The organism is Methanolapillus millepedarum (assembly GCF_032594115.1).
In the GTDB taxonomy this organism is placed as follows: domain Archaea; phylum Halobacteriota; class Methanosarcinia; order Methanosarcinales; family Methanosarcinaceae; genus Methanolapillus; species Methanolapillus millepedarum.
Window position 1 is genome coordinate 1,531,390 of the sequence record NZ_CP131060.1, and the last position, 21,268, is coordinate 1,552,657.

Consider the following 21,268-nt stretch of genomic DNA (forward strand, 5'->3'; position numbering starts at 1 on the left):
GAGCGCGTCGGCGGCGAAAGGTGCGGCAAACAAACGGAAATATAAATGCAAAAAATGAGACACAACGGAAAATGAAAACAAAAAAAGAAAAACTGAAATTCGGAAGATTTTTCCGAATTTGTCATAATGCGCCGATTTACAAAACAAGTTCTGCGCCTTTGTCGATCACGATTCTGGTCGGGGTCGGCAATTTTTGCCCGGCATTTTGAAGCGCCTTTTTGGCGGTCGCGAAATGTTCTTTGTCAACGGAAATGGTAAAAACTCTTTGGAGCGGAACAACACGGGCAGCAGTTCCGACGTTTTTACCAAACGCGGCTCTCATACCGCTTGAAACACGGTCGGCACCGGCGCCGGTGGCCTGTTTGTTTTCTCTTAAAACTTCGTGCGGATAAATTCTCAACTTGATGTGGAAGTTACCGCGGCCGGCCTTGTTGGTCATGTGTCTGTTGGCCGTAATACGAGCAGCTTCAAGAGCTGTGTGGCGGATCGCGCACTTTTCCTCCACAAGGAGGGACAATTTGACGGGGTAGTCTTGTCGAGTCAAGTTTCCCATGTCGTAGTGAATAATCTGAACACCCGGGACACCACCCATATATTTTCTACGGGTGAAGGAATGTTGTCGGATGTTTCTGTACATACTTGCCGGCTTTCTAACCATAATAATTTCTCCATTGATAATTTTTAAATAAACGGTGCAGTTGAATGCGGTAATAATATTATTTAATTTAATTAAAAACGGCTCAACTGAAAAACACTTGGGGATTATCCGCCTTTTACATCATTACACGCCGACCCAAATCTCTGGCGATGTATCCTATGCATGATGGTTAGCCCGATTCGGCACGGATTTTGGTTTAAAACAATAAAGCACGATTTTGCTACTTGTAATATCTTTCGGGTTTATAAATTTTACCGGAGATTTGCGTGAATTTTTTAAAACCAATGCCTATCAGCTTTAGACATGTCTTTGATTCTCACATCGTATGCGATTTTACCAAAAAATTAGCATTTTACTCAATGTATATAAATTAAATATATTATATCTTCATCAATATAATGCTATATTATCCCAAAACTTTATATGTTATAATAATAATTACTTATGATATCTGTTTAATACTTGTTTCATTTTAAAACAGCTCCTAAATAAAAGTAGAAGGTTTTTATGGCAATTAAATCATTATTTTTGACATTCATCATTTTTTCCGTATTGCTTTTGCTTTGCGGAACAGCAGCAGCGGCCACTTCGGTCAGTACAGTTTCGGATTTGGAAAACATCAGCAGCGTTGCCAACTTGTCCGGCGATTATATTTTAACGCAAAATTTGATAATTCCCGCGGGAACATGGGCTTCCATCGGCAACAACACAAATCCTTTTATCGGAAATTTCAACGGGAACAATTATACAATTACATTTGCGGGAGACACAGCCTTTACAAACGACATGACCGCCAATAATGGTTATGGACTGTTCGGAAATGTGAACGGTTCGGCGAATATTTCTAACTTAAATATCAACGTGTCCGGGAATTTGACAATACCGGCCGACTCAAACAGGTTCGGCGTTTTGGTCGGACGAATCGGAGAAAGCGGCACTGTCCTTGTTTCAAATTGTTCAATCACGGCAACCGGCAACTATTCCATTCTCGGAAACGCGTCAATTGGTGGGTTAGCCGGCTATATGGGAAACGGAACCGTCAAAAACAGTTCTTCAAACATCCATGTAAAAACAGCCGGAAACAATGCCGGTGGTTTTATTGGAGAAGTTTACAACGGAGTTATATCCAACTCTTACTCCATGGGAAACGTCAACGGAAAATTTTATGTCGGTGGTTTTATCGGGACGGTATGGGAAGCTGATGTCGCGAATTGTTATGCCACCGGAAACGTCAATGGAATGCAGTATGCGGGCGGTTTGGTGGGCCTGTTATGGTCCGGCAACGTTTTGAATTGTTATGCTTCCGGCGCGGTTGACTCTAACTATCAGGCAGGAGGACTTGTCGGGTTAGCCTATGAAGGTAATGTTTCTGAATGTTATGCAACAGGAGACATATTTTCGGCAACGGACTGTGCCGGCGGTTTATTCGGGCAATTTGAAGGAAACATTTCCGAAAGTTATGCCACCGGAAATGTAACGGCAGTTCAAAATGGAAGCGGCGGAATTGCCGGTGCGTTTAACGGCACGATGGAAAAATGTTACGCCACAGGAACCACAAACGGCATAAACTTTGTCGGTGGTCTTGTCGGAGATTTGCACAACGGAACCATTTCTGAATGTTACGCGACCGGATCAGTTATTGCGTCCGGAGATTATGCCGGTGGTCTTGTCGGACTGAATGAAGGGTGGATAGCCAGCGTTTACCAAATCTCTGACAGTTACGCATTGAATAAAATCGTAACCGGAAATGAAAATGTGGGACGAATTTACGGCAATTATTCTCTTCTTGGTCCGACGCCAGGTTTAAAACCGATCACAATTACCAACACTTACGCCTGGGAAAATATGTCCGGGGATTTTGATGGAAATCCGGCTGACAGAGGCATTGACATCTCTTCAACGGAAGTTTGGCAAACGTATCCAGCCGGTACCGTTTGGAGCAATTTGGACAGCACTGTTTGGAAACAGAATTCTTTCAGCAGCTCCAACTCTTATAATTACAGGCTTCCGATTTTGAATTGGCAAACTGAAATTTTAGAAGAAGACGCTTCCCACCTGCGCCCGAAAGTAAGTCCCGGCGGCGGAACAGGCGGTGCAACGGTTATTCCTCAAAATAATACCGCCGAAGTTAAAGGATACGAATCATCAAGTTCCGGAGCGATTTTGATTTTGGAAACGGTTGACAGCAGCAATGCGTCAAAAAAGCTGACCGCAACGTATGAACTCAAAGACGCAAACGGTAATTCCTTCAACCCGAAAATGATTTACATAACCAACCAATCCGGACATGCGGAACAAATTTTCTTAACAAATGGGATAACTTACACCATTTATGAAACAAAAGCTTCCGAAGGTTATCAGCCCTTAAACGGCAGTATTAAAATTGTCGTCAACGACGATTTAACGGTTCAACCGGTTTTGGGATACAATTTGACTCAAAACGGCGGCGTCTACACGCTGACAATTCCGAATTCACCGGAAACAGCGCCGGACAACGGCAACAAAAGTTGGTTTGGAACTTGGTGGTGGCTGATTCTTTTCATTTTGATTTTGATCATCGCTGTTGCCGGATATTGGTATTACAAAAATTCGTCCTCAAAATCGAAAAAATAAAATTGAAATTAAAACGGAATGACTGCTTTGGCAGTCATCTCTTTTTGTTCTTTATTATCTAAACGTTTCAATAAATGTTATTATTTTCTGATTCTTTATTTTCTCTTTTTTCAATCAGATTTTTCATTTTTCAATTTTTAATTCCTGAATTCAACGGAGAAGTGCATAATTTCCGAAAAAATAATGAGGGTGCTTATCTTCCTATATGTTGCGCAAAAAGGAAGTGTAAGCACCCCAAAAACAATTTGGAACTATAAAAAATATTGCCATCTCACAATGGCCGAACGAATTCAAATTTCCATATATTCCCACTCAGGTAAAACCCAGACGGAGATTGCGGCGGCCCTCGCGCCGCTCGCAATCTACCGTCTCGTGTGAATTGAGAAGGAATCAACCCCTCCAAATTACAGTAAAATACAATGCCCAAAAAGTTCACGAGCGGAGTACTCAGCGGAAACTGAATGCTGCAAAAAAGGAACGATTGAAGAATCCTGTAATCAAGGATTACGCCCATGATAAAATTAGACTTGTTTGGTCACCCGAACAGATTGCCGGTCGGATAAAAATAGGCCTTCCCGGAAAGCAAACCAATTATGAGACAATTTATCTTCATCTTTATCAGGAAAGAACTGACTTGATCCAATATCTTCCAAAGCGGCATCGAAAGAGGAAGAAAAGAGGATTAAAGATAAAAAACAGAGTTGGGAAAAGGGAACAGTTGAAAATACGATCGGGATTATCAGACGGATTTTCCCGAAAAGTACTGATTTCTCAAAGGTAACGGTAGAACAAATTATAATAGGTTGCAAATTGGATTAACAATACCAAGAAAATGCATGCATTTCATGACTTCTTTCGAAGTCATGAAATTATGCACTTCTTGATTGAAGATAAGAAACCAATGTTTGTCAGCTTTAAATTCTCTTTATATTCTCTTTAAAATTTAAGGACCTCTTCGGCGATCATTTTTTTGTTTTTTGATTGTTTTTTCCAATTGACTCTTTTTTTTTAATTTTTATAGATCTCTTAAAATCATTCAGATTCAATCTGTTTTAGATATATTCTATATGTTATTTTTATTATATTGATAAGAAATTATTCTGATAATCTTTTTATATGGTAATATTATTATAGTATTTTATTCCTATTTAATTATTTATCGAACTGTTGGAAACAACATGTTATCTTGATCTCAAAAATAAAGGATGATTTTTATGAAACTCAAAATGTTACTATTATCGGCAGCGATGTTTGTCGTTTTGCTTTTACTGTGCGGAGCTGCAGCAGCAACACCAGAATCTATTACAGATGTCCAACAACTGAAAAATATCAACAGTACCTCAAATTTATCTAAGGATTACATTTTAGCTCAAGATTTGATAATTAATGACTCAAACTGGGAACCGATCGGAAGTAATACTGACCCGTTTACAGGAACTTTTAATGGAAACGGGCATTCAATTACGTTTTCTGAAAATGTTACAACATTGGATGGTCTGGACAGAGGTTTTGGTTTATTCGGCGTCGTCAATTCGACCGGAGAGGGTTCCGGCTGTATTTCAAATTTAACAATAACAGTCTCCAAAAATCTGACCAACATTAAAGACGATTCCGGTATTTTGGTCGGGTCCGTTATTGACGGTTCAAACCGGGTGGTTATTTCGAATTGTTCCGTTAACATCGCCGCTCCGGGTATTTTACTTACCGGCAGCAGAAATATCGGTGGTTTGGTCGGATATATGAGCAACGGGACAATCGACAACTGTTCCTCAAACATTAACATTAAAACAACAGAATGTCATGCCGGCGGTATTGTTGGAATGCTTACTGAGGGCAATATTTCAAAATGTTACTCAACCGGAAATGTAACGGCAACTACTAACACATCCGGCGGCCTTGTCGGGTATTTTAGTAATGGAAACATCTCCGAATGTTATTCCACCGGCGATATCATCGCAGATAGTAGTGCCGGAGGTTTGGCCGGAAGATTGAAAAATGTAAATGTTTCAAAAAGTTATGCTACCGGAAATGTAACGGGTGCATCGGGTCTTGGCGGCCTTATCGGGGTGTCTGATAACGGAACTGTTTCAAAAAGTTATGCGACAGGAGATGTGAAATCAATAATGGGTGCCGGCGGATTTATTGGTCGTCTCCTTAATGGAACAATTTCAGAATGTTATGCCGCCGGAAACGTGACCGGCGAGAATATCAGCGGCTTTGAAGACTTTGCCGGCGGGTTTGTCGGCGATGCAGATAATGGATCAATATCCAAATCTTATTCGATTGGAAATGTAAATGGTGTGAATAATGTCGGCGGTTTTGCCGGATCATTGTATGATTCAAATGTTGTGGAATGTTACGCCACCGGAAATGCCACCGGAACCGGAAGAGAATTTGTCGGCGGTTTTGCCGGATCATTGGATACATCGGACATTTCAGATTGTTATGCTGCCGGAAATGTGAACGGAACAGGAGATTATGTCGGCGGTTTTACAGGAGTTCTCGTTGAAGGAAATATTACCGGCTGCTATGCTGTCGGCGATGTTATCACGATCGGGAATTATGTCGGTGGTCTTGTCGGCACCAGCAATGGGAATCCGATGGGTACGGCCCAACTTTCGAATTGTTATGCGCTGAATGAAATCGTAAGCGGAAACACGGAAGTCGGCCGGGTTTATGGAAATTATCATTTCTCCGGAACAACCCCTATTACGATTACTGACACGTATGCTTGGGAAAACATGTCCGGAAACTTCGGTAACAACCCGGACTATAACGGCGACGATATTTCTTCAACAGAAGTTTGGCAAACGTATCCAACCGGTACCGTTTGGAGCAATTTGGACAGCACTGTTTGGAAGCAGAATTCTTTCGGCGACTCCAAATCTTATAATTACAGGCTTCCGATTTTGAGTTGGCAAACTGAAATTTTAGAAGAAGATGCTTCCCACTTGCGCCCGAAAGTAAGTCCCGGCGGCGGAACCGGCGGCGCAACGGTTGGTCCTCAAAATAATACCGCCGAAGTTAAAGGATATGAATCATCGAGTTCCGGAGCGATTTTGATTTTGGAAACGGTTGACAGCAGCAATGCGTCAAAAAAGCTGACCGCAACGTATGAACTCAAAGACGCAAACGGTAATTCCTTCAACCCGAAAATGATTTACATAACCAACCAATCCGGCCACACGGAAAAAATTTACCTGACGGGCGGAGCCACCTACATTCTTTATGAAACGCAATCTTCGGAAGGTTATCAGCCCTTAAACGGCAGTATTAAAATTGTCGTCAACGACGATTTAACGGTTCAACCGGTTTTGGGATACAATTTGACTCAAAACGGCGGCATCTACACGCTCACCATTCCGAATTCACCGGAAACAGCGCCGGACAACGACAACAAAAGTTGGTTTGGAACCTGGTGGTGGCTGATTCTTCTCATTTTGATTTTGATCATCGCTGTTGCCGGATATTGGTATTACAAAAATTCGTCCTCAAAATCGAAAAAATAAAATTGAAATTAAAACGGAATGACTGCTTTGGCAGTCATCTCTTTTTGTTCTTTATTATCTAAACGTTTCAATAAATGTTATTATTTTCTTATTCTTTATTTCAATAAAAATTATTATTTTCTCATTTTTTATTTCACTTGTTTGTTTATTTTCCTTTTTTGACTTTTTCCGCGCTTTGAAAATAAGCACCGGTTAGTTCAATCCTAAAAAATGACGCCGAGCTCCTATAAATTCTCAATGAAAAAATTCAAATTATATAAGGTTAAAAAAATCAAATCAAACAAAAGACAGACCCAAAATCAAAAAAGGAAAGTTTATAATCCCTGAGAACTTTTCAAGGACTAAATTTTGAACAATTTTAAACAATTTTAAAACAGGAAAATATGTGAAAAACTTATGGATAAAGTCAAGCAGTATGCCTTAAAGAAAGAGTCTGTCAATTTAGATCCGCTCATCAGCATCGGAAAAAACGGGATTTCGGATTCCGTTGTTGACGAACTCAAAAAACAGCTGAAAATCAAAAAGCTGGTCAAGGTGAGAATTCACCGGAATTCGGATGACATCGATGATATCAAAGAAGCGGGAGCGGCGCTGGCGCAAAAGTGCAACGCGCGTTTAATTGACGTTCGCGGAAGGACCGTAACGCTTTACAAGCAATAAATGGCTTCTTGGCCGTTTACAGACGAAAATCATCAATCATCAACAACGAAATTGAAAATAACAGAAAAACTATATGGGTGGAATGACGATGCTCGACGACGAGTATAACATAGATTATTTTAAAGAAAACGGATTTGTGCAAAAAAAATGCAGCAAATGCGGTAACATTTATTGGACGCGCGACCCGAAAAGAGAAACGTGCGGCGACGCTCCTTGCGATTATTATTCTTTTATCGGAAAACCGATCTTTAAGACGCCGATGAATCTTTCCGAAATGCGGGAATATTATTTGAAATTCTTTGAAGAACGCGGCCATACACGAATCGGACGCTACCCGGTCATCGCTCGCTGGCGCGATGACATTTATTTAACAATTGCTTCCATTGCTGATTTCCAGCCGTTCGTCACGTCCGGCCTGGCACCGCCGCCGGCCAATCCGCTTACGATTTCTCAGCCGTGCATCCGGCTCAACGACTTGGATTCTGTCGGACGCACCGGGCGCCATCTGACCACTTTTGAAATGATGGCCCATCACGTTTTTAACAAGTCCGGCAAAGAAATCTACTGGAAAGACAAAACCATTGAGCTGTGCGACCAACTGTTGATGGGTCTTGGCGCTGACCCGAAAGATGTCACTTACATTAAAAATCCGTGGGCCGGCGGCGGAAATGCCGGCGCTTCCGTTGAAGTGATGGTCGGCGGACTTGAGTTAGCCACGTTGGTTTTCATGAATTTGAAAGAATCCAAAAACGGCGACATTGAAGTCAAAGGAAAAAAATACGTCAAAATGGATAATTACATCGTCGATACCGGTTACGGTTTGGAGCGTTTTGTTTGGGCTTCCAAAGGGTCTCCGACCATTTACGACGCCATTTTTCCCAAAGTCGTCGAGGAACTCATGAGTTTGGCCGGTATTAAACACGAGCTGAGCGATTCTAAATATGCTCAAATTCTCTCTCAAAACGCCAAGTTTGCCGGCGTGATGGACGTGAGCGGCAATGCCAATTTGATGGAGCTTCGCAAAAAAGTGGCCACTGAAATCGGTATGAATGTCGAGGAACTCAACAAAATAATGGACCCGGTCGAAAAGGTTTACACAATCGCCGACCACACCCGGTGTCTGACGTTTATGCTCAGCGACGGCATCATTCCGTCTAACGTCAAAGCCGGATACTTGGCCCGTCTCGTGATTCGCCGGACGATTCGTTTGATGAACGATTTGGGTATTAAGGTGCCGCTTTCGGATATTGTTTGGCTGCATATTGAAAACATGCCGGAATATCCGGAATTTGAGGAAAATTTTGAGGTTACGAAAGAAATCCTGGCGCTTGAAGAGGAAAAATACCGCCAAACGATTGAACGCGGAAAACGCATCATTCAAAAATCGGCTGTCAAGTACAAAGAACAGGGACAAAAGTTGCCTTTGGAAGAATTGATGGAAATTTACGACAGCCACGGCATTCCGCCGGAAATCGCTAAAGAAGCGGCCAAAGAAGTCGGCGTCGAGGTGGATTTCCCGGACAATTTCTATTCTCTGATTGCCGATATGCACAGCGAAGCCGGCGAAAAAGAAACGCACGAATTCAAATACGCCGACAAATTAGAGCGTTTGCCGCAGACGAAACGGTTCTACTATGACGAACCTGACCGGATGGAATTTGAAGCGGTTGTTTTGGATGTCTTTGATAATTATGTGGTCTTGGACAACACATTCTTTTATCCGGAAGGCGGCGGGCAGGAAGCCGACCACGGCATGATCATGGCCGGAACATTTGTTTATGATGTTATTGATGTCCAAATGATTGACGGGATCGTCATTCACACGGTTGATGTATCCGATCGGGAGCTTTTAATCAACCGCGGCGACATGATTATCGGCCAGGTGGATAAAAACCGGAGAATGGCCCACTCGCGCCATCACACCGCCACCCACATCATCAACGATGCCGCCCGAAAAGTTCTCGGAAACCATATTTGGCAGTCCGGCGCCCAAAAGACGGAAGATCGCGCTCGTCTGGACATTTCTCACTACAAACACATTACGCAGGAAGAACTCAATGAAATTGAGATGCTGGCCAACAAAATGGTGATGGAAAATAAAAAAGTCGGGTTTGAAAGTTTGGACCGGACGGAAGCTGAACAAAGGTACGGTTTCGGTCTTTATCAAGGCGGGGTTCCTCCGGGAAAAACGCTCCGTGTCGTCAAAGTCGGAACCGATATCGAAGCTTGCGGCGGAACACACTGCCAAAGCACGGGTGTCATCGGCCCGATTAAGATTTTAAAAACCGAACGCATTCAGGACGGTGTCGAACGGTTGGAATACGCGGCCGGAACAGCAGCTGTTGCCGCCATTCAAGAGATGGAAAAACTGCTGAAAACATCGTCGCAAACGCTCAGCATTCCGCAGGAAAATTTGCCGGCAACGGTTGAACGTTTCTTTGAGGAGTGGAAAGACCTTCAAAAAGAAAACGAACGGTTAAAAGCCGAAGTAGCCGGATCTCGCGTGCTTCAAATGGTGAAAAATGCTCAAGATGTCAAAGGCATCAAAGTCGTTGCTTTCGTTACCAAAGGAGAAGACACCGACGCGCTTCGGATGACGGCGGTCGAACTTTTAAAAGATGACGATGTGGCGGCTGTTCTTCTCAGCGACAAAGACGGCGTTAAGGCGGTTGCCGCATGCGGTAAAAATGTCATTTCAAAAGGAATCCGGGCCGGCGATTTGGTCAAAGAAATGTCAACGGTTGTTGGCGGCGGCGGCGGCGGAAAACCGGATTTGGCTATGGGCGGCGGCCCTGACACTCAAAATATTGAAAAGGCAAAAGAGGCTGCCGTTTCAAAAATCAAGCTGATTTTATCGGCTTGATTTTTTATTTTTTTATCAGCGGCTTTTTTGATTCGTCCGGTATTTTTCAAATTAATTCAATAACTCATGCTTTTCAATGAAAAAGTTATTGGGACAAGAGAAATTGAATCAAATTATAAAAAATACACAAACGGCGGTATTTCATAAATGTTTAAATAAAATAAATGGATTTATGATCATTGAGTGAATTATTTTGAGGTAATTATAATACTTGTATGACCAAATTACCGATATTGAATCTATTGTGTGTGTAAATCAAAACGTTTTCGGAAGAATAACTCGGAAACATTTGTTCTAAAAAAACGATAAATTATGGAGAGGAATCATTTTGAAATTTAAAAATGCAGTCGTCATGCTTTTCCTTGCGGCGCTTTGCCTCGTTTTTGCGGCAGCGCCGGCAGCAGCTTACGAAGTGACGGATTGGCTCAACAGCGGGGACGGTTACCAATTAAATAATATCGTGATTGATGTCGTTGTTGGTGTATCGGACGAGGTTAACAACAGCAGCGCACAAGTTTCCGTTTGGGAATGGAAAAATGATAAGTGGACCCAAATAGTCAATGCCACCCGGTTGAAAGTAAATGATACAATGAACTTTTCCGCGACAGACGGCAACTACACCATTAAAGCGGAAGATTTCCGGGCCAGCGGCCGCGGAAGTGTTAAATTAAACATGTGGACAAACGCGGACGTGACCACCAACCGGTATGTTACGGGCGGACATTCCAAAGTGGAAGGAACCGGAAAGCCGGTTTTAAAAATCACAAAAGTTGCCAGTCCGACAACAATCAGTGTTGATGGGACGGTTTCAGTGACCGTTTTTGTTGAAAATACCGGAAAATATGAAGCGCTTAATGTAACCGTGTCGGACCCGTCTCAAGAAATGTTTGTTTTGACAGGAACAACCATCAACAAGACCAGCGTCAAATCCATCGATGTCGGCGAAAATGAAACCGTGCTTCAATATACGCTCAAGGCGACGGCGCCCGGGACGTTCACCTTAAAAAATGTGACCGTTTCAGCGGAAAACTCGGCCGGAAATCGGTATGATTTCAACCAAACAAGCGGCGCAACCGTGACCGTTGAAGAACTTCCGGCACTTGAATTCAACAATACAGTCAGTGGCAACACGGTGGATTATCAAACCCGTTCCAAAATTGACGGAACTCTCCGAATCCGGAATACCGGAACTTCGCCGGCCCAATTTGTCAGCGTCGAATTTAATGTTCCGCAAAACGCCATCGTCAGCGGAAAGGAAATTTCTGATTCCGGCGGCACCGTTACTCTTTACATTGATCAAATTCCGCCGAACAATGAAAAGGTTTACACCTATACGGTGACAGCCAACGCTTCCGGATATTATGAAATCACGCCGACTTATAATTACACCTACAACAACGCCAAGAAAAGCGGAACAATCGGAACATTCAGTTTTAACGCGGTCGCGAATGATACAATTTCATCCATTTCCGACATTCCGGGATTCCCGTACATTCTTGTCGCTCCGTTGATTCTCATTCTTGCCGTCGGATTCTTCTTCTGGAGACGGCACAGAGAATATAAATTTTAATCCGTTCGATCAGTTCCATTGAATTCAATGTTTTGAATTGAATTCGATGGATTGATTTGATTCTGATTTGAATTCAAAAAACGAAACCGCTTCAACGGGCGGTATGATTCCTTTTTTAAAACTCATCCAAAACATACAATAGAGCAACTTTTTACAATTTGTATAATTTTTAAACGTGAATTATATAACTGAAAATTTCCTAAGAGAAGGAAACACATTTCTAAGATTGGACCCATATTATCCATTTAATCTAATTATTTTCACTTTTCATCCGGAGGAATTCTTTTGCTGAATGTTTTAATTATCGGAAACGGTCAATGCGGAAACAGAATTTTAGACTCGATTAATAAGCAGGCAATGAATCGCGGGTCAACCGCCAAAGAGGCAAGTGGCGGATTAGCGAAATATATTTCCAAACACAAGTACCACAGCAATGTGCAAACGGTTGCCATCAACACGGCAATTAACGACTTAAAAGAAATGAGATATACAAAAGCAAAAGACAGAATCCATATCAAGAACCTTCATGGCGTTGGCGCAAACCGGACGATTGGAAAAGAAGTTTTTGAACAACAAAAAGGAACAATTTTAAGAAATGTCGAAGAGCGCGGCAACTTTGATGTCGCTTTCGTCATCACGTCGGCTTCCGGCGGAACCGGTTCTTCTTTTACCCCGCCTTTGATTGAAGAACTTAAAAAAACACATGATTTTCCGATTTATGCGGTCGTCGTTCTTCCGTTCCGGGAAGAAGGAACGCTTTACCTTCAAAATGCCGCTTTCATGCTCAAGGAACTCCGAGACGGTCCGTGCGATGGTATTATTTTAGCCGACAATCAATATTTAAAATCGATCGGCGGAAATGTCCAGGATGCTTACGACGGGATCAATTCAATGATTGCCCGCCGTCTCATTTTCCTGTTGGATTCGCTTGACAGCGAAATGATGATGGTGACCGACTTGGGTGACTTTAAAACCGTGATGAAAGGCGGCGCGGGTCTGGCCACAATCGGTTATTTCAAAGCCGACAACGAAATGCCGATCCGGACGGTTATTCAAAACGCTCTTTCTCCAAGAGGACTCTTGTTCTCGACCGACGTTTACAAAGAAGCGGGCCGTGCCATGATTATTTTAAAAGGCGACAAAAAATATCTCGGCATGGACGATGTGTCGGCTGAAATTGAAAGATTGACCGGCGCCGTCGGCCACGTTTTTAAAGGGCTGATCGTTGAAAACGGCAGCCTTCCGGAAGCGCTTTGTGTTCTCACGCTCAATTCCGCCGAAGAACTGGAATCTTTGTATGAAGGCGCGGTTCAAGCCATCGGTATTGAAAAAGACAAAAAAGACCGCGTGAAAAAGAAAAAGGAAATGGAATCGGCGTTCATGACCATTGACGGTATGGATCCGGAATATTAAGAAATATTTTACTGACTCAGTTCTGATCCTATTCATTTGATCAAGAATTTGAGTTCAGTTCTTAAATTCTTTAATGAATATTTCAGAAATGAAACAGCCAACGCTGCTTTATTTTCTATTTTTATTTTTCAGAAAAGTCGATTCATCGTGAATCTATTTTGTAAAAATCAATGTTTTAAATATCAGTCAACAAAATCAGTATTGTAAAAAAGAATTCAATTCATCCGCACGGATGAATTGAAGATGATTTATTATTTTTGATTACGATTGGTTTCATTTGAAACAAGTTCAAATTACTTCTTTTTCGAGCCGCATGCTGCTTTGCTGTCTTTCTTTGCATCTGCTTTTGCCGGTGCTGCTTTTGCGTCTTTCTTTGCTGGTGCTGCCATGGAGATTCACCTCCCCCGCTATTTCTGCTTATTGCAGTAATTTGCTCAACGAATTCTCAGGTATAAAATCATTTCGGAAAAAAGGAGGCAAGCCCCATCCGTAAAATCAAATTTATAAAAAAAATGATTGTTATTGTGAATCCGTCCGATTTTTGTTTTATTCCGCCGGCAAAATTGAAAAAACGGTACAAAATCTATCCAAAAATTAATATACTCAGAAACGGGCACGTCATCATACGATGTTGTTTTTTGTGAAAAAATAAAATGAAAAGAACGAATTGTTATTTTTGATATTTTTCCGTTTTTTCAGTATTTTTTATTTTTCCCTTTTCAAGTTCCTGCTCCACGATTTTCATCGCGCACAAATTTCCGCACATGGAACACGCTTCCGACTCTGAATTTCGTGATTCCCGAATCTTTTTGGCGTGAACCGGATCGATCGATAATCTGTATTGCGTTTCCCAGTCCAGTTTTTTCCGGGCGGCCGCCATTTTGTTGTCCGATTCTTTTGCCCGTTCCCTTTGTCCGGTTTTGACCAAATCCACCGCATGCGCCGCGATTTTAGTGACTTGCATTCCGGTTTTGATGTCTTCTGCGGTCGGAAGCGCCAAGTGTTCGGACGGACTCACCATGCATAAAAAGTCCACGCCGGCCGCGCCGGCAATGGCACCACCGATTGCGGATGTGATGTGGTCAAATCCTGGGGCAATGTCAGTGACAATCGGCCCGAGCAAATAGAGCGGCGCGTCGCAACAAGTTTGTTTCATAAAATGAACCGCGGTTTGAATTTGGTCGATCGGCATATGCCCGGGCCCCTCGACAAAAGTCTGAACATCCGCCGCCCGCGCCCGAAGCACCAGTTCCCCGAGAACTAAAATCTCCTCAAACATTGGCGCGTCCGACGCGTCGTGAATGCATCCCGGACGCATACCGTCGCCCAAGCTGAGCGTCATATCGTATTCGGCAGCGATTTCAAGTAAATAATCAAACTCCTTATAAAACGGATTTTCAGCGTCGTTATGAATCATCCATGCGACCGTAAACGAGCCGCCGCGGCTGACAACATCCATGATTCTTCCGGATTTCATCAGTTTTGAAACGGTATTTTGGTTGATGCCGGCATGAACAGTGACGAAATCCACGCCCTGTTCGGCATGACGGCGGACCGCATTAAACATGTCGTCGGCGGTCATTTCAACCACCATCGGCGCGCTTGCCGCGGCGTCATACAGCGGGACAGTTCCGACCGGAACGGATATTTCGGCCAGGATCTGTTTTCGGATTCCATCCAAATCGCCGCCGGTTGACAAATCCATGATGGAGCCGGCACCATAACGCACAGCTGTTTTTGCTTTTAAAATTTCATCTTCCACATCGATATAATCTCGGGAGGTACCGATGTTGGCGTTAATTTTGGTGCTCATCATTTTACCGATGCCGATCGGTTTTGTCTCTCTTCTTTTGTTGATGTTTTTCGGAATGGTCACAAATCCTTTGGCGACGAGTGCCGCCAATTCTTTTTCATCCATCCCTTCATCGGCGGCAACAGCTTTAACGGAATCCCCAATCAATCCGTTTTTGCAATCTTTCATGAGCGTCATGGGACACGTCAACGCTTTTTGAATATATAGACTTTCGGGTTTCATCGGGTTGGTATGCCGGAATCATTTCAATCCGTTATTTTGACCATTTCATCTTCGATTTTTATTACGTCTCCTTCATTCACTAATTTTTTTGCCGGTCTGCATCTGATTTTATTTCGTCCTTACCTTTTATTTACATTGAAATCATTTTACACTCCGTTTGTGAAAAAAGGTGTGGATTATGACAGATTCCGATATGGAAAATGAACTGGAATTTATTTTAAACAGCAGCCCGGTAATTGTTTTTCGGTTTCGGGCCGCGCCCGGACTTCCGGTGGAATATATCTCAAAAAACGTGATTCAGCTCGGGTATCCGGCGGAAGAGTTTTCGGATTACCATTATAATTATGAAAATATCATTTATTTGGACGATTTGAACAATGTGCGTCAAAGTTTTGAAAAATATTCTTCGTCTCAGGATTTGTTCGGATTCACGATTACTTACCGCATTTATACCAAATTCGGATCGATTCGTTGGGTGGAACAGCGCACCATTATCGGTCGGGATAAAGCCGGAAACGTCACGCATTATCAAGGTCTTGTTTTTGACGTAACGGAGCAAAAAAAGGCGGAAGAAGACACAGCGCTCAGCATCGCCCGCCAGGAAGTTCTTCTCACGCTCAAAAAAATGAGCGCATCGCCCCTTCAGGAAATTGTGGATTTCGTGCGGGAAGAGGCAGTCCGGCTTTCCAAAAGCAAAGTCGGATATTTGGCGTTTCCGACGCCGGATGAAAGAACATTGATCATGCACTCCTGGTCAAAAACATCCGTCAGAGAATGTTCCATTGACGAAAACAATCGGCCGTATGTTTATCCGCTTCATGGCACGGGACTTTGGGGAGAAGCGGTCCGCCAGCGAAAACCGTTGATTTTGAATGACTACACGATGTCCAATCCGCTTAAAAAAGGATATCCGAAAGGCCATGTCACACTTCACCGGTATATGCACGTTCCGGTTCTTGACGGCGGGCGCGTTGTCATCGTTGTCGGCGTCGGCAATAAGGATACGGATTATAATGACAGCGACGTTTTGCACCTGACGCTTTTAATGCAGGGCCTTTGGGAACTCATTCAAAAAAAGAGGCTTGAGGAAGCGCTTCAAAAGCGTTCAAAAGAATTGTCGGACCACTATGCGAAACTTCGGACCATGTCGATGATGTCCAAAGAGTTTTTGGACGACGTTCAGAAATCGGTTGAAATTGCGGACCGGCACAACGTTTATAAATACAAAAACATTTTGGCGGAAGAGTTTATTCTCTTGTCTTACGAACAGCAGCAAAGCGTCATCGAACAAGGTTTGATCTTAGCTAACCGGGTGAAACATCTGGTAGATTCTATTCTTTATTTGAGTATGGAGAGAAGCGGTATGCTTCATTACCGGTTTGAGCGTGTCGATCTCAAATCTCTTTTCGAGCAAGTCGGTCTTAACACCATCTTGTTAATCGAAGACAAAGAAATCCGCCTCCGGAGAAAAATTCCTGAAAAAATGCCGGCGGTTCTCGGCGATTCGGAACGTCTTCTTGTCGTTTTTACAACATTGATTGAAAACGCGTGTATTAACACGCCTCCTTGCGGTGAAATTTCGTTGGATGTTTCTCTTTTAAACGAATCCGGCGAAGATTTGATTGAAATTCGGATTACGGATTCCGGAAAGTCGTTGGACGAGTTGGAAATTCCTTATTTGTTCCAAAGCATCACTTTTATTGATTCCAACCGGTCCTATTCAAACCACATGGAGGGTGTGGAATCCGGTCTTTATGTTGCGAAAAACATTATTTTGGCGCATAAAGGTGAGATTTGGGCTGAATCTTTGGATTCCGGCACGTCTTTTATTGTCCATTTGCCGGTTTTGAAAGATGATGATGGGAACTGTGAATTGAATGAAGATGAAACCGGAAAGGCCGGCAGTGAACGTATCATGAACGAAGTTCGGAGAAGCGGGATGGGGCTGCAAAAAAACAAAAAAACGCAAAAACATTGTCCTGTAACTGATTTCAAATCCGGGGGGATTGAATGACAACCGAATTGATCGGCACTCTCTTTTTGTCAGAGAAACGAAAGAACGTCTTGATTTTCCTGCTTTCGGGTCCTAAAGACATTGAGGAAATTAAAATAGAATTAAATGTCAATACCAGCGCGCTCATGACTCAAATTAAAATTTTGATGGACCAGGGCCTGATCGTTTATTCTGACAACCTTTATTCACTTTCCGTTATGGGGGATGTCATTGTTCAAAAGATGCTTCCGCTTCTTGACATGTTGGATACGTATTCCGAAAATAAAGCGTATTGGAGCGATCATAAGCTTTCCGCGATTCCGCCAAGCCTCTTGGAACGGATGGATGAACTCAAAGATTGTGTTTTGGTCGAGCCTGAACTCCATCGCCTTTATGAGCTGCCGCTTAAATTTGAGGAAAATTTGTTTAAATCCACTCGAATTCGGGAAGTCTCCTCTTTTTTCAGCCCGACGTATCATTCGGCGTATTTGGAACTGGCTCGAAAAGGCGTTGAAATTTCGATCATCATTCCGGCATCTGTTTTTAACCGGTTCAGCAGCGATTATCCGTTCCTCCTTGAGGAGTATTTGTCGCGTCCAAATGCGAAATTTTATGTTTATGACGAGCCGATCGAAATGGCGTCCAGTGTTGTCACTGATCATTTCTTTTCATTTTCGTTGTTCAACAACAATGGTGTTTACCACAACCATTCGATGATGAGTTTTTCTCCGTCTTCGATTCGGTGGGGGGAGGATTTGTTCCAATATTATCTGGAACGGTCGGTAGAAATGAAACTTGAAAATTTGAATAAGTGTTGATTTTGACATTTATTTTTAAGGTTTGTTTGCCGGGACATGCGCAATGTTTGCTGCCATGATCTCGGGTTTTTATTTTTATCGGCATCCGCCATCTGTTATGAGATCAACTTTTTTAAGATTCTCTTTTTTAATTCCATTTACTACTCAAAAACTAATATAAAAACATTTATATAATTTAACGTTCTGGTATTTTATTGAACGTGCTTCCGTTAGTATCATTATTGATTTTAAAAAGATGATGGTTGTCGAAGCAGTCGCCTGCTTCTTTTAAATAACAGTCCATCTCTTAAAAAAAAGATGATGATGATCGAACAGTATTTTTTAGAATAAAAACTTAAAAACGAAGGTGATAAATATGGAAAACCAGATTTTATCGGTGGAAAAAACTCATTGGTCACATAATTTGACGATATCCATCTTAGACCTTTTAGCTTTGCTTGTCTTTTATATTTTAATCTCTTTGGTGCCGATTTATTTGTTTTTGTTTTATTTTCTGCACGACGGCTCTTTGACAACGAACGTTGTGATTGAATCTGTCAATCCGGTGGTGAATCTTTTAACGATTGTTTTCGGTACCGGTATTTTATATGCCCTTTTCCGCCGACCTTTTCAATATCAAATGAATGTTTTCTTTCACGGCATCATCTTTGCTATCTTTTATGTTTTCGTCTATTCTTTTTTGCTGCTGACAAATCTGCATGATTTGATATTGTCAGGTCCGGGTCAAGTTTTATCCGTCTTATATTTGATCACGTTGTATTTTGCGCTGATTAATCTGCTTCTTGTACACAAGGAAAACCGTTCCCGTTCGGAAACTTTTAAGAAAAAGGTGGCTATTACCTTTTTGACTTTTATGGTTTTGCTGTTCCTTTTTGTTTACTGGTACGGTTTTTTCGCTTTAAATTTGAATCCGTCACTTAACTTTATGTTTTTGATGATTTTAATTTTTGAATTTTTCTTTTTGGTTGTTTTTTCCACACTTGTTTTTTACAAGCTTTTCTTTGGAAAGGGCCACTTGACGTCCCGTGAGATAGCCTATTCTCCGTTATCGCTTTTTGTGATTTCTTTGGGTGGACTATTGATTTTGTTGATTTTTGAGTATCTTCTTTTTGGACTCTTCTCTCGCTTTCTTGAACCGATTTCAATGGAAGCGTTAAACGTTATTGATCTCGTCATCAAAGCTGTTTCTTTTTTTGCGGCCGCTTTCATTTACATGGGTGTTATTGCTGTCTTTTTTAAAGGATACAAATTTGTCCGCCTGAAAATCCATTCGAAAAACGAATGAATATCTTTAAAATGAATGAACGATTATTAAAAACAATTTCAATGAAGTGAATTTGAAAAAATTCGCTTTTCAACAGCATATTTGTGAATCAGTCATTTCAAGGAGAGTTTTTTTGAAAATAATTGCGTTTGTCGGGATGCCGGCATCGGGAAAATCGGAGGCGTCAAACGTTGCGCGGGAAATGGGAATTCCGGTTGTGACCATGGGCGACGTGATCCGACGTGAAGTGGAACTTCGGGGAGCGGACCCGGCCGATGGCGGAAAAATCGCGACAGAACTTCGGCAAAAAGAAGGAATGGACGCCATTGCTAAGCGGTGCATGGCGATGATTTTGGAAAAAATGAAAACCAACAACGCGCATGTTTTGGTGATTGATGGTGTTCGCGGAATTGCGGAAGTCGATTATTTCAAAGAGCATTTGGGCGATGGTTTTATGTTGGTGTCGATTGCGATTGATTCTCCGGTGGAAGAGCGTTTTGACCGGATCGTTGTCCGAAAGCGTGAAGATGATATGGATTCCATTGAAAAGCTTAAAGAGCGCGACGCCCGCGAAATCGGCTGGGGAATGGGAGAAGCCATAGCCGCTTCCGATCGAATCATTGAAAACAAGTCAACTCTTGAAGAATACCGGAAAAATATTCGGAAATTATTTGAAGAAATGATGACGCAAGACCAAGCTTGTCAATAATTTATCCCGTATCTGAATGTAGAAAATTGCTGAGTTACCAAAATTTTATAAAACAACAAGACAGTTTCGAAGGTGTTCTTTTGGACTTGAAAACAGCTCCTCCCTCTCAATATGAAGTCACTTTTTCCGCACCGGTTTATCCGACGGAAAATCCCGAAAAAGTAAAACGCGGTCTTTTAAATTTAATTAATTACGGCCGCCCGAAGACAGACGGTTTGATTTCGGAAGCCGACATTTTGCAAACAAAATAGAGCGGACAGACTCCGGTAGAATTGCTTCGCATTTCCGGCGGTATTGATTTGCTTTACGGTGTTCATTACCTGATCCGAAAAGAAGAAATCGTTGACACGACCAAAGCCGCTCTTTTAGAAGGGATTACGGAGGATGAGCCGGAAATCCGTGTCTATTTGAACAAGCAGGTTGCTTATGTGAAACGCTTGAATTTTCCGGCCGATGTCGAACCGCTCGGTTCGATCGAACTTGAAATTAAAGCTGAATCGTCAGCGTCTTTAGCAAAGATTGTGGATTGGCTGGCGCCACCGACAAAAGACGGCGTTGTGCTTTTTGAATTAAAAGTTGAAGAATTATAATTCAAATATGATTTTCTCTTTTTTTTCTATTTTATTTCCATTTTATTTCCATTTTTTGATTTTTCATTCTTTTTCCTTCATTTTGATTTAAATCGACAGTTTTATTTTTTTGACTATAGCAAAAGATTTAATACCAGTGTGTTTATTTTACAATTGTCAAACAATTTTTTACATCATTTCGATTGTTTGACAGATTAGGGTCAGATTTTTCAAAATCGGTCGATTTCACAAAAACACCCTATAACTCTTCCGGTTTTGAAAAATCCAAAATGTTTATGAGTAAAGGATTTTTGTCTTTTGTCAATTCACTTTTTCAGAAATTTCGAACTGATTAACAAATGTTGAATTATGTACTTCTTGATTGAAGATAAAAATATTATGTAAATACGGTTCTATTCTTTTGTCAGCGTACGTGATCATTTTTTATTTTATGGGTCAGAATTGGTATCCTGATCTCCAATTATTATTCGCTTTGGTTTTATGATTTTCATTATTGCTTTTGGTTTATACGAAGGGATATATAGGAAAAAATTCAAATTATTTGAATGTTATTTTCTTTCACTTTTGATTTTA

At 41.9% G+C, this 21,268-nt stretch carries 14 protein-coding genes; 12 read left to right on the forward strand and 2 right to left on the reverse strand.

The annotated features are described in order from the left end of the window. Window positions 1–136 precede the first annotated feature (136 nt). Entirely contained in the window at window positions 137–658 is a 522-nt protein-coding gene (locus MsAc7_RS07055; protein WP_338102215.1) for a 50S ribosomal protein L16, read from the reverse strand. A 507-nt stretch (window positions 659–1,165) separates the two neighbouring features. Here MsAc7_RS07055 and MsAc7_RS07060 point away from each other — a divergent pair. The 6 genes from MsAc7_RS07060 to MsAc7_RS07085 all read left to right on the forward strand — a co-directional run bounded on the left by MsAc7_RS07060 (window position 1,166) and on the right by MsAc7_RS07085 (window position 13,286). Beyond that, on the forward strand, window positions 1,166–3,271 hold the full coding sequence (locus tag MsAc7_RS07060; RefSeq protein ID WP_338102216.1) for a GLUG motif-containing protein: 2,106 nt from the start codon (window positions 1,166–1,168) through the stop codon (window positions 3,269–3,271). A gap of 1,214 nt (window positions 3,272–4,485) precedes the next feature. Next, the gene (locus tag MsAc7_RS07065) at window positions 4,486–6,780 is read left to right on the forward strand and encodes a GLUG motif-containing protein (protein WP_338102217.1); all 2,295 of its coding nucleotides are present in this window, start codon (window positions 4,486–4,488) and stop codon (window positions 6,778–6,780) included. Window positions 6,781–7,176: 396 nt separating this feature from the next. Continuing rightward, the gene (locus MsAc7_RS07070; RefSeq protein WP_338102218.1) at window positions 7,177–7,440 is read left to right on the forward strand and encodes a YhbY family RNA-binding protein; all 264 of its coding nucleotides are present in this window, start codon (window positions 7,177–7,179) and stop codon (window positions 7,438–7,440) included. An 88-nt stretch (window positions 7,441–7,528) separates the two neighbouring features. Continuing rightward, a complete protein-coding gene (gene alaS, locus MsAc7_RS07075; RefSeq protein WP_338103482.1) occupies window positions 7,529–10,303 on the forward strand; it encodes an alanine--tRNA ligase in 2,775 nt (924 codons plus the stop codon). A 328-nt stretch (window positions 10,304–10,631) separates the two neighbouring features. Then, the gene (locus tag MsAc7_RS07080; RefSeq protein WP_338102219.1) at window positions 10,632–11,873 is read left to right on the forward strand and encodes a COG1361 family protein; all 1,242 of its coding nucleotides are present in this window, start codon (window positions 10,632–10,634) and stop codon (window positions 11,871–11,873) included. A 285-nt stretch (window positions 11,874–12,158) separates the two neighbouring features. Next, entirely contained in the window at window positions 12,159–13,286 is a 1,128-nt protein-coding gene (locus MsAc7_RS07085) for an FtsZ/tubulin family protein (RefSeq protein ID WP_338102220.1), read from the forward strand. A gap of 670 nt (window positions 13,287–13,956) precedes the next feature. Here the strand turns inward: MsAc7_RS07085 and thiC are convergent. Next, entirely contained in the window at window positions 13,957–15,276 is a 1,320-nt protein-coding gene (thiC, locus tag MsAc7_RS07090) for a phosphomethylpyrimidine synthase ThiC (RefSeq protein ID WP_338102221.1), read from the reverse strand. Window positions 15,277–15,499: 223 nt separating this feature from the next. On the opposite strand from thiC, the gene MsAc7_RS07095 reads away from it, so the two are divergent. The 6 genes from MsAc7_RS07095 (at window position 15,500) to MsAc7_RS07120 (ending at window position 20,695) form a co-directional block, all read left to right on the forward strand. Beyond that, on the forward strand, window positions 15,500–17,335 hold the full coding sequence (locus tag MsAc7_RS07095) for a sensor histidine kinase (RefSeq protein WP_338102222.1): 1,836 nt from the start codon (window positions 15,500–15,502) through the stop codon (window positions 17,333–17,335). Then, window positions 17,332–18,132: a helix-turn-helix transcriptional regulator gene (locus MsAc7_RS07100; protein ID WP_338102223.1), complete on the forward strand. Its 801-nt coding sequence runs from the start codon at window positions 17,332–17,334 to the stop codon at window positions 18,130–18,132. Before MsAc7_RS07095 ends, MsAc7_RS07100 begins: the two co-directional genes overlap by 4 nt. Before the next feature lie 355 nt (window positions 18,133–18,487). Beyond that, a complete protein-coding gene (locus MsAc7_RS07105; RefSeq protein WP_338102224.1) occupies window positions 18,488–19,417 on the forward strand; it encodes a hypothetical protein in 930 nt (309 codons plus the stop codon). A gap of 112 nt (window positions 19,418–19,529) precedes the next feature. Next, a complete protein-coding gene (locus tag MsAc7_RS07110; RefSeq protein WP_338102225.1) occupies window positions 19,530–20,105 on the forward strand; it encodes an AAA family ATPase in 576 nt (191 codons plus the stop codon). Window positions 20,106–20,185: 80 nt separating this feature from the next. Further along, window positions 20,186–20,356, forward strand: coding sequence for a hypothetical protein (locus MsAc7_RS07115; RefSeq protein WP_338102226.1), 171 nt, complete (start codon window positions 20,186–20,188; stop codon window positions 20,354–20,356). A 21-nt stretch (window positions 20,357–20,377) separates the two neighbouring features. After that, entirely contained in the window at window positions 20,378–20,695 is a 318-nt protein-coding gene (locus MsAc7_RS07120) for a hypothetical protein (protein ID WP_338102227.1), read from the forward strand. The last annotated feature ends 573 nt before the right edge of the window (window positions 20,696–21,268 follow it).